Consider the following 14,623-nt stretch of genomic DNA (forward strand, 5'->3'; position numbering starts at 1 on the left):
GCCTCAGAAAAAGTGGCATAACCTTAAAATGAGCGACTGATCACCTGACCATTAAAGTTAAAGCAATCTTCTACCCGGATTTTTTGTACAGGGGAAAGCTGATCAAAATCAAACCATTGATATTCAGAATGTTCTTCACTTAAATTGATCTGCTGATCACCAGGCAACGTACATTTAAAAATAAAGGCATGCGAGTTGACTGCTGGGTGATAATAAATACCTGATAGATATTCAATCTTCACATCGCATCCCAGTTCTTCATGACATTCACGAAGTAGCGTTTGATGTACGGTTTCACCTTGATCCAATCCTCCACCAGGTAAGCCCCAAGCACAGTCTGCATAGCTTGCCTTCAATAAGAGGACTTGCTGCTGCTCGTTAACAATAACAGCATGTGAACTCATTCGATAAAAATCATGAAATCCCATTTAAGCCCATCCTGATCCAAGCCACTGCTTATCTTGCTAAATAACATTTTGAAAAAATAAGACGTAATGCATAAATGATGGCAATCACAAATACCGCATATCCTGTTTGATGCAATATCATAGGAATACACAGCACAATCACCGCAGTAATTGGATAAAACCATTTCTTTATACCCGATAAATGATGAATATCCTGTAATAACCACAGGCTAGCACTATATACAATTAAAGAGATCGCAATAAAATACGTCACGATTTCCGTTGAAATCTCAGCTTTATGCGTTACAACATCAACAGCAGCTGCCAAACCTGCACCCAATGCGGCAATACTCACGAAAATAAAAAAATGACCATAACCCCATGAGAATGCACGTTTGCGACTATTTAATCTTTCGGCAACATCGTGATCAAAATACGCCCACCACATCGTAAACATGATCAGTAAGCCACCAACTGTTAAAAACATCAATTCTTGGCTTAACAGCTGATTATTTAAAGCATCAGAAATTGCTGCAAAGCACCCGATGATAGATTCACCTAGCACAATGATCGTGAGCAATGCATATCGCTCTGAAATATGATGTGGATGCCACGGCGTCATAGTGTGTGCTTCGGCAAAAATTGGTACACCGAGTTCTGCAATCACCAAAAGTACAAATAAATATAAGGTAAAATTAATCGGGGAAAAATGAAAAAGTAACCATCCAATTTGTACAATAATGATGCCAAAAGCATATCTTAGGGCTGTTTGCTTACGTTCAGGATCATTTTTCGCAACTCGAAACCATTGCGTCACCAGCCCAAGACGCATAATGACATAGCCAATGATAATCACATCAAAATCTTGCTGCTGAAAAGCACTCGGAATTCCAGCCGCCATAACCAAGGAACCGATGATTTGTACAAAAGTCATGATGCGATAAAACACATCATCATTGTCATAAGCCGAGGCAAACCAGCTAAAATTCATCCACGCCCACCACAGCGCGAAAAACACCATAAAATAAAGCAATAAACCATGTGAAAGATGGTTTTCGATAATACTGTGATGTAATTGCTGTCCTGCTGTGGCGATCGCCACTACAAAAATCAAATCAAACAATAATTCTAAAGATGTTGCCACTCGATGTGGCTCATGGGGGTTACGGGGAGTTAAGGGTTTTAACCAACCATATTTTTCAAACAATGAATTTGGCATTATTTTTCACATTTTGAGATTATTTTCATGATTTTTTCAAAACTCGATCTATGATTCAAGTAGCAACCCCACAAGCACTGAAAAATCTTTTTTGTCGCTTCAAATGTTTTAATTTCAACTGAAAATAAACGCCCGAGAAAGGGCATGTTTTTACAACAATTTATTTATACCACTAATCTCAATTTTGCCTTGTCTTTTAACTTAATGGCTTTGCCAGTCATCATATCAATTGGCATTGAGATATGTTGATGTACCACCAACCATTGCCCCTCTTTCTTTTGGAGACACAATGTGGTGCGACACCAAGGCATTTGTAATTTATCTTTCAGTGCCGTATTTTCCACTTTAGAATGACAATGCAGGATGGCCAAATCATTTGATGCATATATTTTCATATTACGTCGAACAATTTTAATATTCTCGCTAAAATAATGGCTGAACTTTTCCCATTCCTGTTTGTAGGCATGAATACCATCCATTTGAGTACTGACATCAAACATACTGACATCTTGTGCGCATTGATCTAAGAGGTGTTCAAGACTGTTACCAACAACAGCAGCATCCCAGATTTTAATTTGGGAAATAACCTCAGCAGCAATTTGTGAATTACCAGCGATTTCTATTTTCATCGAGAAACCTCACTTATTTGTGATCAATTTAACACTTAATAAATATTATGTGAATTATATTGGTGTTTATTTAAGTGACTGCGCAATCTAAATCGAATCTATCCCTTGTGATTATTCCAATATGATTATTTTATGGAACATCTCCTATAATCTAGATACATTTACCTAATTCCATGGATATAATCCTTCATTACATTAGCAATATTTAAAAATACTCATTTAATTCACATATTTTCCGACAGGCATTTGATTAAATGCTCAAACATACCTATCGCAAATTATTTACCAAAACTCAATAATACCAAACTGATACAACGAACTTAATTTGATAATAAATTGACCATAACATATTTAAATTTTAAAAATGCTTAAAAATAGTCATATAAATTTATGATAAAAACTCAATTAAGATTTATAGGTGATTGCAAAGCTAATAAATATAATACTCTTGATATTTTTATATTCTATCTTTTTAAAATATGTTCGAAGATTTATGTCAAAATTGTAATCTTAAACTTAACAATTTAATTAAAATTTATTTAAATAATTTCATTAAATTGATCAATTTTGATAAATAATGGTATTTTTTCTCAACTCAATATTGCCATAAAAAAAGCATGTAAATAACATGCTTTTTTAGAAAAATTTAACAGTTGTTTATGCTTGCTCAGTTAGATCTTTAATTTTCTCAGAAGGACCATTTTTCTTTACAGACTCAATCCCATTATCGCGAGCTGCATCACCCGAATAAAATTGGCTCGTACCAATAATCTGATGATTTGCGGCTTTTAAATTGAAGTAGGGTTTCCCATTTTTGGCTTCGAGACGATCATAACGGGCATCATCAGGACTATTTTTTTGTACAGACGCAATACCGTTCTGGGCTGAAGCTTTTGCCTTATACAACTCACTGGTAAGGATAATTTCTCCATTTCCTGCTTTCAATACAAAACGATATTGACCATCTTTTGCTTGACTAATTTCATACCATCCTGACATGGATCACCTCTTGATTATTTTCAGTTTATTTTATTACACAGCGTTTATTGGGTATAAATTACGCCACTGATATGAAATATAAATGACTTTTGATTTTTTAAAAAGACTAATTTGTTATCACTTTATGCTTTGTGTAAGGTCTGTGAGCGGCGATCTTATCCGAATAAAAATATTTTTAATTATCAATCACAAATAGTTATGCAAATCAAGTTTATCGCTCAAACTCGTTGCTAGGTCCCTTATTCACCAAATGGATCTATATGGGCATAGCTTTTATATTTTATCTTGAGTAGCCGTTCAATTTCAGAGTCATTGCCACGCAAAAACTTTTCCAAACAATCACGGAATACCTCAAAAGGCAGATTATCATTGTCAAAGCTTGGCATGCTTTCAGATTTAAATAAACCAAAAAAATGTGACTTTTGCTGTTTTTGATACAGTTCTGCATGAACATTAAAATTATATTGATTATGGCTGTAGGCAATAAAAAGACCACCAAATTTACGCCCACTGGGTATGTGCTCAACTTGAAAAAAAGGAAAGTCACCTTGATGTTGCTCTAACATCGCCCAAACAGCTTGTTGCAACCAGTCAATTTGATCAAAGCTATTTAAAATTTGAGTGGACGCATTACTTTCAAAATCCAAGGAAGAGAGGTCAGACTCATTCAATAATTCGATTTGAATCTTAAAACTCATCAGCAGCATCCTCTCTGTTGCAGTTTTTCCAAGTAAAAACACCTACACAGATAAAACATGTGTATTTCGATACATCCATCAAGCATTTTATACCGTGCTTGATGATGAGATTACTGGAATATCGATCCAGATACTGTTCGGAAAATGTTTCCTCAAATAGGCTTTCAAGTATTCAGCGGTATCTTTTGAAATCAGTTCATCCTGTGATTCATCGTTTAAGTTATAGGCAAGCGCATACAACTCTAAATCACGACTTTTCAACGCTTCTAAACTTAAAATCGTATGATTGATACTCCCCAAACGTCCAGAACTGACCAAAATAACAGGCAATTTTTTGTTGGCGACATAATCAATCGTCAGCAGTTCTGTCGTCAGTGGTACCATCAAGCCGCCTGCACCCTCCAACAATACAGCTTCATAGTTTTGTGCAAGTTGTTGTGTGGCAGATTCGATTTTTTGGAAATCAATTTTACGTCCATCTATTTGAGTTGCCAAATGTGGTGATGCAGGATAAGTAAAAATTTCAGGCATGGTCAGTTTACTTTCATCTTCAGGAAACCAGCCCATGCCCATAATTTCACGATGTTGTTGAATATCTTCTGAAGTATCGGTATTACCAGTTTGAATCAACTTTTGGGTAATGGTTTTGCGCCCTTGTGCATTCCACAGTTTTGCCAAATATCCTGTCGTGTAGGTCTTGCCAATCCCCGTATCTATTCCACTAATAAAGTAAACTGATCCTGTCATGGCATTCTCCGAGCGATACAATAAATAGGATGATAAGTCAGGCGATACTGAAGTATTCCTGTCTCATCAACATATGAAAACTGTTGGTAATTCTGATAAAAATCGATAAGACTTTGCTTTGTCCAACGGAAATATGCAGCCGTTGCCGTTACACCCGTAGCTTTTAAATGTTGTAACACTTGTTTGGGATGGGTAAAAGTCATCTGTTCAAGCTGCTCAGATAAATGCAGAATTTCAAAACCATTCTTCTGCAACTTAGCCTGTAAGTCCTCGATAGATAAATAGTTCAATCCCTGTCCTGTTAAGCTTTTAATTTCTCGTAAATTATGTGGACCAAAACTCGAAAAACACAATTCAGCTTGCGGGGTTAAATGACGGAAAGCCTGATCCAAAATCGCATCCAGATCATTTACCCACTGTAGTACAGAGCTTGAAGCAATCATGTTCAGATTGTTGGGAAACTCAAGTTGTTCGATATCACCGATTAGCCAGTTTATCTGAGGTTTGTTGACCGCATTTGTTTGGCTAAAATGCTGCTGCACATCCATATAGAGATCATTCAGAATCAAATCCTTGATGTGCAGTTTTTGCATTAAAAGTTGGGTTAAATTTCCAGAACCACAACCAATTTCAAATACTTTGTCATGCTGATCAACAGTATATTGAGCGATTAAATCAGACAAGTGCCGGGCAATTTTTCTTTGCACAATTGCTTGTTCTGGATAACTCTGTCCTGCCTGCGCAAATCGCAAAGCAATCTGCGACTTATCAAGTTTTAAAGATTTCACATTCAGCTCACAATACTTTCTGCTTACAATAAGGGAATCAGCTGATCTAGATCAGCTTGAGATATTTGCGCAGTTAGAGAAATGCGTAATCGTGAACTCTGTTGCGGAACAGTCGGCGGACGCACAGGCATAATATAAAACCCTGCCTCTTGTAAAGTTTTTGCCTTCGTTACCGTTTGGCTTGAGTCACCGATAATCACTGGAACAATATGTGATGTGGAAGGGCAATCAAAGCCTTTACTTTGCACAGCCTGCTGTAAATACGCACTGGTATTGTGTAAATGTTGGCGCAATTGATTGAAGCCTAGAACTTTCTGAAAGATAAAATTCGTCCAAGCCATACAAACCGGAGGCTGAGCCGTACTAAAAATCAAAGGACGCATTGAATTAATCAGAAACGCTCGAATCACGGGGTGGCAAACTAAATAGCCACCAACAGATGCGATTGCCTTACCGAAGGTTCCGACCAGAAAATCAATATCTTCGATCACCTGATATTGCTCTGCACACCCCAATCCTTGCTCACCTCGAACACCGATTGCATGGGCCTCGTCTACATATAACATGACTTTGTAAAATTGCTTTTTAATTCCGACCAATTTGGTTAAGTCTGTTTCATCACCATCCATACTGAAAATGGATTCAGTGACCACAATAATCCGTTCAAAAGCATCATCGTCATGGTATTTATGCAACAACTGAGCCAAATGCTCGAGATCGTTATGTCGATAACGTACATATTTTGCAGATGACAAGCGAATGCCGTCTATCATACTGGCATGAATTAATTTATCGGCAAGAATCAGTGTCTTGCTGTCAGCAAGTGCAGGCAAAATACCGATATTCATATGATAGCCACTGTTAAACAGCAACGCTGCACGACCTTGAAAAGCCTCAGTTAAACTATATTCAAGCAATTCATATTCTGGAAAATTCCCCGTTAACAAGCGTGAAGACGAAGAACTCATTCGGCGTTGTGCATTTGGAGTTTCATCAAAAAACTGCGTCCTAAGCTCAAGGTCTGAAGCCAAGCCCAAATAATCATTTGAAGCTAAATTCAGCATCTGCTGATCATGAATATAAATATCACGGCCTTGCTGAATGTTTGAACTGAATTGCCGCAAGTTTCCCTGCTGCTTCAAATCATCTAATTGTTGGGCATAAGATTCAAGTAATATATTGCTCTGGCTCATTTAGGTTGCTCCATCCCCCTGACAACTTCGACCAACTGTGTCAGTAAAATATTGAGTTCACTGTCCAGGATCACATAAGGTGGCATTAGATAAACCAACTTACCAAAGGGACGAATCCAAATGCCGCGCCGAACAAATTCTTGTTGCAATGCCTTCATATCCACATTCACCGTAAGTTCAACCACACCAATGGCCCCCAATATACGTACATCTGCAACATGTTTGAGGGATTGTAAAGGTTTTAGATAGCGTTGGAGCTGGGCTTCGATACGTTGAATATTGTTTTGCCAATCTTGACTGATTAACAGTTGCGTACTTTTGACCGCCACCGCACAGGCTAAAGGATTTGCCATAAAGGTAGGACCATGCATAAATACACCTGCCTCCCCTTGACTAATCATTTCAGCGATATGCTTTGACGTGATCGTCGCAGAAAGAGTCATGTAGCCACCCGTCAAGCCTTTACCTATACACATAATGTCAGGCTCGACCTGTGCATGTTCCCATGCAAATAGTTTTCCTGTGCGTCCAAAGCCTGTTGCAATTTCATCAAAAATTAATAAAACATCATATTGCTTACAGAGCAATTTGGCTTGCCGTAAATATTCAGGATGATAAAAACGCATCCCACCCGCACCCTGTACAATCGGCTCAAGAATCAAACCTGCGATACTGGCATGATGTAATGCCAAAGTTTCCTCAAGCCCCGCTATATCTTGTTGATTCCATTCTTCATAAAAACCAATTTGGGGGGCAGGGACAAAAAAACGGTTGGGTAAACTTGATCCAAAAATTTGATGCATACCGGTTACAGGATCGCAGACAGACATCGCATTCCATGTATCGCCATGATAACCGGAGCGAGGCGTGACAAAATTGGTTTTTAGACAGTTGCCTTGAGAAGACCAATATTGCACAGCCATTTTGAGTGCGACTTCAACGGCAACAGAACCAGAATCTGCAAAGAAAATTTTATCGAGACTGGGTGGGGTAATTTCCAGCAGTAACTTTCCCAGCTGTATTGCCGGATCATGCGTAAATCCACCAAACATGATATGAGACATATTCTGGAGTTGATCGATGACAGCTTGATTCAATTCAGGATGGTTATAACCATGAATCGCACACCACCATGAGGACATGCCATCAATCAGCTGGCGTCCATCCTCCAGCTCAATTGTGGCACCAAAAGCCTTTGTGACTTTAAAAGTGGGTAAAGGCTGTGTCATGGACGTATAAGGATGCCAAAGATGTTCACGATCAAAACTCAGATCATTCTTTACCAATTCAGCCATGTGCGTGTTGAAATCGGTCATCCATTTACTCCAGTATCCATAGGTAAAGCAGTTACAGCAAAAACAGTGTAACGATGTTAAACCTACAGGGAATAAAAATAAATTGCGAGATTTGCCACTCGTCCCATGATTTATTCTATTTTTTGTAAATATTGGCAGATTTTGTCAGTTACCAATTCAAAATGAAAAACTGGAAGTCCGTGGGAGCCTTTTAATAGTTCAGCATTCAAAAACTTTGCATTGAATTTTTGAAAATTTTCGAAAACTTTGTGACTAACTAAAAAATCTTGTTGCGCAAACAAATGAAATTGCCTTCCAGTATAATTTTTTAAGATCTCAACATTGTTTAATAACTCTAGACACAATAAACCCTGTTTTAATAATTCTATATTCTGTGGTTGAATCAAACTTTGCAATTTTACAAAATCTGCTTTGCTGGTTTCACTCCCCTGACACACCATAAAACCAAATTTCTTCAGCGTTGCAATTGCATCGTGTGCAAACGATTGTTTGAAGTTTTGAAATGTGGTTGGACTCATTGCCGTTTGCCATTCGGTATTTGCGACAAAACATGGATTAGAAGCCAATGTGATCAATATTTTATGTTGCCGATATTGTCGTTCAATTTGATCGACCAACAAGGTTGCCAATTGCCCACCTAAAGACCACCCGCAAATCACATCAAAGGATTGGGCTTTTTCAACATTGTGTTGTAAGACTTGTTGATCTAAAGCATTAAAAATATTAATCAGCTCAACTGTATGACCTTGTTGTTCTAAGCGTTGTTGTAATGTCATGAGCAGCTTTGTTCCACCGCCCCAACCAGTAATCAGCAAAATACGTTGATTCAATTCAAATCACTATTAAAAATCATCAGAAGCGTTGATTAGAGCATGCTTAAAATAATAGAACAACAGACCTGATTATGCTTTCAGAAGCAGTATTTTAAAATCAATATCTTAGATTCACTATTTTTAATGACTGTTGTTTAATTTCTGTGTCAACCCATACACTTGCTGGAATCACGTTCGCCCATGTACTTTTAAATTATTGATGGATTTACTCGAGTGCAAATTGCACTGTTTCTCGAAGTTTCATACGCTTGGAAAATATCTTCAGCGCAGGTATCAGCAGTTCCACATGAAACCATGATTCTGCATGCGCATCTTCAGGGAGAAGCATCTGTATTGTATCCGTTGGTCTGCTATTTCATTTTTTCTGCGACCTCCACATCCGCTTGCTTATCCTTTTTCAATTGGATGAATACTGCACCGACATCCCTATTGTTCTGAGGATGATATACAACTTTAAAATTCATAGATATGTTTCAAATAAAAGCCAACATTTCTCCACGCGCGCCGCAGCTAAACTTTGTTAGTATGGACTCAGGCTCAATGCAGCAAAGGATATACAATGAAACCACTTAAAATATTAGCTATAGGATTACTCTCCGTTTCCACACTGTGCATGTTGAATCGCATCGGCCATGCTGAAAATTCAATTTTTTCTTCTTATGAATCAGAGCGGCAATGGGTTGGGAAACCTGCACCCAGTTTTAAATTACAAGATCAAAACTCAAAATGGCACGAACTCAATCAATACAAAGGCAAATGGGTTGTTCTGTATTTTTATCCAAAGGATGATTCACCGGGCTGTACGCAAGAAGCCAATCAATTCAAATCACTGTATCCACAATTCATTAAGAATAATGCTGTGGTGCTGGGTGTGAGCTTGGATGATGTAAAATCTCATCAGAAGTTTTCAGAAAAATTGGGGCTCAATTTCCCGATTCTTGCAGATACCAATCACCAATTGGCAAGCCAGTTTGGGATTGTACGTAATCTGGGAATTACCAAAATTGCAAAACGAGAAACCTTTTTAATCGATCCTCAAGGCTCGATTGTGTATCACTACAGCAGCGTAAATACTCAAACGCATGCAAACCAGGTCCTTGCAGACATTCAAAAGTTTTCAAAAAAATAATCTTATGAAGCAACAGCATTGTTTGAATGGTCTTTAGGCAGCGTATAAAGCTCAAACAAATGATTGAGCCAGTCTAGTCCCCCAATAAGTTAACAGCGATAAAAAGCCTTTAGATAATAAAATATCTAAAGGCTTTTTGATTGCAGCACATATCACATTTGAGACTGAATATAATTTTGTAAACCAATCAATTCAATCAAACGCAATTGTTTTTCCAACCAATAGGTATGGTCTTCTTCTGTGTCATTCATTTGCTGACGAAGCATATCACGGGTAACGTAGTCACCTTTTTCCTCACACAGTTTTACGCCCTGTGCAAGTTTTTCACGCACATGATATTCCAACGCCAAATCAGCTTTTAGGCAGCTGACAACATCCTCGCCAGTAACAATATCATCTCGATTCATATTCGGTGTACCTTCAAGGAAAAGTACACGACGGATTAAAGCATCCGCATGAGAAGCTTCTTCTTGCATTTCATGATCGATACGTTCATAAATTTTGCTTAAGCCCCAGTCCTCGTACATACGAGAATGAATGAGGTATTGATCACGAGCAGCCAGTTCGCCACCGATCAACATATTTAGATAGTCTATGACTTCTGGATTGCCACGCATTTCAATTACTCCGCTTTCTTTTGCAATAGTATGGACAAGTTTTATAAAATTTGCAAAAGACAAAATGTGTAAGTTTATGATTTTTATAAAATTAAAATGAGAAACATACGCATTTGCAATTCAAATAAGTAATTTTTCATATATAAAATAACCTCTTGCAAGACTTGATTGCACTTTTCAAGTGGAATAAGTTTCAACATTGCGAATGATTTATTTTGTAACCATTAAAAATGCTTCTTATTTGCCATCATGATTTTATTTTCTATTAAATTTTAATGACTAAACTCAAGTGAGCACTTTTTTAGTTTTTTTAGTGCTAATATTTCAAGACAACGTTCGCCTTAATATTTATGATATTGAATATTAAAAATAGAAGGAAAAAAATAATGGTTCAGGGAAATCTTTCAGCCCCAATTCTCATCACAGGTGCAACAGGCTATATCGCCAGTTGGGTGATCCAAAAACTACTGGAACAAGGTTATACCGTACATGCAACCGTACGCGATTTAAATAAAAAACAAAGCTTTGCCCATCTTGAAAAAATTGCACAAAAAACACCGGGAACACTTAAACTGTTCAAAGCCAATCTGTTGGAAAATGGTTCTTTCGATGAAGCGATGAAAGATTGTGAAATTGTATTACATATGGCATCACCCTTTGTCGTCACCAACTATAAAGATGCCGTTAAAGATATTATTGAACCCGCAGTCTTAGGAACAGAAAACGTTCTTAACAGTATCAATAAAACGGATTCTGTCAAACGTGTTATCGTGACTTCAAGCATTGCTTCAACCTATGGCGATGCGGTCGATATCTTAAACACCAAACATAATCAGTTTGATGAGTCTCACTGGAATACAACCAGTTCAACCACCCATCAACCCTATCCGTATTCCAAAGTGATGGCTGAGCGGAAAGCATGGGAAATGGCAGAAGCGCAAGACCGCTGGACACTCGTTTGCGTGAATCCTGCCCTCGTACTTGGTCCATCACTGACCGCCAGCACTCAGTCTGGAAGTGTTGAAGTGCTTGAGCAGTTTGCAAATGGAATGACCTTATTTGGTGTTCCACCGATGTGGAATGGTATAGTCGATGTTCGTGATGTAGCAGATGCACATATTTTGGCTGCATTTAACCCGCAAGCTTCTGGTCGTTACATTATCAGTGGTGGCTCCCTCAGCCTCTTGGAAATGGGAAAAATTTTACGTCAACATTTTGGACAGAAATTTCCTTTTCCACGCAATCAAGTGCCTAAAAAAGCGTTTAAATTTATTGGACCTGTTTTTGGATATTCTCGTGACTTTATTGAAAAGAATATGGGGTATCCGATCTTCTTTAATGCTGATAAAAGTATCAAGGAATTAGGCATTCACTATCGTGACATTGAAACCAGTTTAGTGGAGCATTTTCAACAATTGCTTGATGATGGCGTCGTGAAAAAATATATCTAGAGGCTGTTGATACATCCCTCCCTACAAATATTTTTTAAACAAAAGCCTCTTTCACATATGAAAAAGGCTTTTGTCTTATCAAGATCAGCTAAAGCTTAAAAGTCAAAAGTTACACCTGCTTTATAAGTTCTTGCACCCCCCACGACCGCATAGTTTTGGTTAAACATTCCTTCCCAATATTTTTTATTGGCGACATTGTCTATATTGAATAAGAATGTTGTATTTACCCCACCAAGTTTAGTTTTATAACGGGCACCCAAATCAACTATTGTATAATCAGGGAGTTCAAGTGTATTGGCATCATTCATATATTGTTTACCCACATAGTTTGTGCGGGCATTTACATTTAATCCATCAAGCAGAGGAATTGCATAATCTAAACCTAATGATGCAGTCCATTCAGGCACACCAAAAACAGTATTTCCTTGATTGGATACACCTTTAGTCACTGCTGCTTTGGTTAATTCAGCATCTGTATAAGCAAGATTTCCAAGCAGATTTAGCCCCTCATAAATTTCACCAGAGAATGACCATTCCACACCACGAGACCGTGTTTCTGCATTGTCAGTCGTCATCTGAATGTTCCCATTCGCATCTGCTTGGCTAAATGTAGTGACCATCGTGCTCGGTTTTTCAATTTGATAAAGCGCCAAAGTATTTAACCAAGAACCTGACTGATATTTCGCACCAAATTCATATTGTTGAGTTTGAAATGGTGCAAATGTCTTTCCTGCATTTACATCTTTTAAGGTTGAGTCAACAGTCGATCCTTCAACTAAACCTTCGACATAACTTGCATAAAGTGAAAGATTTTCACCAAATGGTTTGACCACAATCCCAAAACTTGGCGAAACCTTATCATCACGATAAGCGGTTTTTTTCTGACGATTTTTGGTATCTATATCTTGATAACGTGCGCCTAAAATGAGTTGCAGTTTATCGTCTAACATCGAGAGTTGATCCGTTAAGGTATAACTCAAATATTTATTATCCCCCAAAGGTAGAATCGCAGGATTCGCTAAAGGCATATTTCCTTTATCAGAAGGATCATAGATATTGGTATCGAAAGTCACAGGGGTGGCACCTTGACCCTTATGTTGATTATATTTACGTGTGAGATAATCGGCACGTAAGCCTAAAGTATGTTTAATTAAACCTGTATCAAAGTTTGCTTCAAAGCCTACATTTGCAGCCGTATTATGTTCTTGTGAACCCACACGATAATATTGTGATGTTGCTGATCCATTTAGATTGGTGACAATCATGCGAGTACCAAATAAATGCCCTGCATATTGCTTCTCGACATAACCAATACCGGCAAATGCTTTTAGATCTGGAGTAAATTTATATTCTCCTGATAGTCCCACAAAATTACTTTTGGTATTCCCTTCTAAATGTGGAAAATAATTCAAATCTCCAGCAGGTGCCGATAGTACTTGGTTCACTCCATTTCCTTTGGAGTCTTTAACTCCCATTGCAATCATCGCTGGAGAACCGCCTTTACGATTGTCATGGATGGCATAGGAATCAAAATTAATTTTGACTTTGTCTGTCGTGTAATCCGCAGCGACTGCGCCTGAGATATGGCGATCATCCATACCATCAACGATATGTTCACCCTGACCATAAACACCATTTACACGAACGCCAAATTCTTTGTTTTCACCAAAACGACGTGAAATATCAAAACCAGATTGATAGTAGCCTTCATCTTGGAAAGATGCAGATAGTTGAGTGAGTTCTCGATCTGCACGTTTAGAATTCGCAATCACTACAGCCCCGATACTGCCTGTGGGCGCAACACCTGTTACCAATGCATTTGGTCCTTTTAGCACTGTCACTGATTCTAAAAATTCTGTTGGAATACGCCCATAAGGAGCAACACCAAAAAATCCGTTGTAGTTCATGTCTTCATGGTTGACATCAAAACCACGGATTTTAAAGTTTTCATTAAGATGTCCCTGATTTGTCGTAATTCGAATTGCAGGATCGTTTTTTAAGACTTCAGCCACCGTTTTCGCTTGTTGGTTTTCGATCAACTGCTCAGAATAACTATTGATACTAAAAGGCGTATCAATGATTTGCTTATTGCCCAATGGTCCTAGATTGGTATTTTTTTTCAATGCCCCATTGGCAAAAGTTGCTGTCTCTTGTTGTTTTTCAGCAGCAACTTCAATTGTCGGTAAAGTTGAAACTTCAGTATCCGCCAAAGTTGTTTGTATAGCGCCCCCGCCAAAAAGAACGACTGCAATAGAATGAACGAGAAGTGTTTGGGAAAAAATTTTCATATTCAACAAATTACTTTTCAATTGATAATGATTATTATATACACCATCACTATTGTTAAATATTGTAATTTCTCATCTAAAACTTTTTTTTAATGGAAAATTCTATTAAATAAGAATAATTATCATCTAAAGCATTTAACTTTTTAGTCCCTTCAAAATGGAATTCAATGCTTATAAATATTCATAAAACATCAATAATCATTTTTCTATAGGTAAGCATACTATCTATAGTGATGTAAATTTTTCATATAAAGCCTGATGTTGCAAAGGCAAGTCTTTCAGATTCATTTCTATGTCATGGTAAATGTT

14 protein-coding genes are annotated in these 14,623 nt (G+C 37.7%); 2 read left to right on the forward strand and 12 right to left on the reverse strand.

Features of this window, described 5'->3' with window-relative positions; translation table 11 throughout:
- Positions 1 to 23 precede the first annotated feature (23 nt).
- From OSH00_RS19455 to OSH00_RS19500, 10 genes are all read right to left on the reverse strand, one after another.
- A complete protein-coding gene (locus OSH00_RS19455) occupies positions 24 to 428 on the reverse strand; it encodes an NUDIX hydrolase (protein ID WP_266131789.1) in 405 nt (134 codons plus the stop codon).
- A gap of 28 nt (positions 429 to 456) precedes the next feature.
- On the reverse strand, positions 457 to 1,626 hold the full coding sequence (locus tag OSH00_RS19460; RefSeq protein ID WP_266131790.1) for a low temperature requirement protein A: 1,170 nt from the start codon (positions 1,624 to 1,626) through the stop codon (positions 457 to 459).
- Between the two features lie 164 nt (positions 1,627 to 1,790).
- A complete protein-coding gene (locus tag OSH00_RS19465; RefSeq protein WP_266131791.1) occupies positions 1,791 to 2,255 on the reverse strand; it encodes a YybH family protein in 465 nt (154 codons plus the stop codon).
- Positions 2,256 to 2,912: 657 nt separating this feature from the next.
- Positions 2,913 to 3,254, reverse strand: a complete 342-nt coding sequence (locus OSH00_RS19470) for a YegP family protein (RefSeq protein WP_096735098.1) — start codon at positions 3,252 to 3,254, stop codon at positions 2,913 to 2,915.
- 239 nt (positions 3,255 to 3,493) lie between these two features.
- The gene (locus OSH00_RS19475; RefSeq protein ID WP_266131792.1) at positions 3,494 to 3,952 is read right to left on the reverse strand and encodes a hypothetical protein; all 459 of its coding nucleotides are present in this window, start codon (positions 3,950 to 3,952) and stop codon (positions 3,494 to 3,496) included.
- A gap of 87 nt (positions 3,953 to 4,039) precedes the next feature.
- The gene (gene bioD, locus OSH00_RS19480) at positions 4,040 to 4,699 is read right to left on the reverse strand and encodes a dethiobiotin synthase (protein ID WP_266131793.1); all 660 of its coding nucleotides are present in this window, start codon (positions 4,697 to 4,699) and stop codon (positions 4,040 to 4,042) included.
- The gene (gene bioC, locus OSH00_RS19485) at positions 4,696 to 5,487 is read right to left on the reverse strand and encodes a malonyl-ACP O-methyltransferase BioC (protein WP_266131794.1); all 792 of its coding nucleotides are present in this window, start codon (positions 5,485 to 5,487) and stop codon (positions 4,696 to 4,698) included. The genes bioD and bioC overlap by 4 nt, the downstream gene beginning before the upstream one ends.
- A 23-nt stretch (positions 5,488 to 5,510) precedes the next feature.
- Entirely contained in the window at positions 5,511 to 6,680 is a 1,170-nt protein-coding gene (locus OSH00_RS19490) for an 8-amino-7-oxononanoate synthase (RefSeq protein ID WP_266131795.1), read from the reverse strand.
- Positions 6,677 to 7,975: an adenosylmethionine--8-amino-7-oxononanoate transaminase gene (gene bioA, locus OSH00_RS19495; protein ID WP_266131801.1), complete on the reverse strand. Its 1,299-nt coding sequence runs from the start codon at positions 7,973 to 7,975 to the stop codon at positions 6,677 to 6,679. The genes OSH00_RS19490 and bioA overlap by 4 nt, the downstream gene beginning before the upstream one ends.
- A gap of 131 nt (positions 7,976 to 8,106) precedes the next feature.
- A complete protein-coding gene (locus OSH00_RS19500) occupies positions 8,107 to 8,826 on the reverse strand; it encodes an alpha/beta hydrolase family protein (protein WP_266131796.1) in 720 nt (239 codons plus the stop codon).
- Positions 8,827 to 9,388: 562 nt separating this feature from the next.
- Between OSH00_RS19500 and OSH00_RS19505 the strand changes: the two genes are divergently transcribed.
- Positions 9,389 to 9,958, forward strand: a complete 570-nt coding sequence (locus tag OSH00_RS19505; RefSeq protein ID WP_266131797.1) for a peroxiredoxin — start codon at positions 9,389 to 9,391, stop codon at positions 9,956 to 9,958.
- A gap of 152 nt (positions 9,959 to 10,110) precedes the next feature.
- Here the strand turns inward: OSH00_RS19505 and ftn are convergent, their stop codons facing one another.
- A complete protein-coding gene (ftn, locus tag OSH00_RS19510) occupies positions 10,111 to 10,575 on the reverse strand; it encodes a heteropolymeric bacterioferritin subunit Ftn (RefSeq protein ID WP_196075985.1) in 465 nt (154 codons plus the stop codon).
- A gap of 386 nt (positions 10,576 to 10,961) precedes the next feature.
- Here ftn and OSH00_RS19515 point away from each other — a divergent pair, with 386 nt between their 5' ends.
- On the forward strand, positions 10,962 to 12,026 hold the full coding sequence (locus OSH00_RS19515; RefSeq protein WP_266131798.1) for an SDR family oxidoreductase: 1,065 nt from the start codon (positions 10,962 to 10,964) through the stop codon (positions 12,024 to 12,026).
- A 95-nt stretch (positions 12,027 to 12,121) separates the two neighbouring features.
- On the opposite strand, the gene OSH00_RS19520 is transcribed toward OSH00_RS19515, so the two are convergent.
- Entirely contained in the window at positions 12,122 to 14,314 is a 2,193-nt protein-coding gene (locus OSH00_RS19520; RefSeq protein ID WP_266131799.1) for a TonB-dependent receptor, read from the reverse strand.
- Between the last annotated feature and the right edge of the window lie 309 nt (positions 14,315 to 14,623).

The sequence above is a fragment of the Acinetobacter nematophilus genome (genome assembly GCF_026344175.1).
Classification (GTDB): domain Bacteria; phylum Pseudomonadota; class Gammaproteobacteria; order Pseudomonadales; family Moraxellaceae; genus Acinetobacter; species Acinetobacter nematophilus.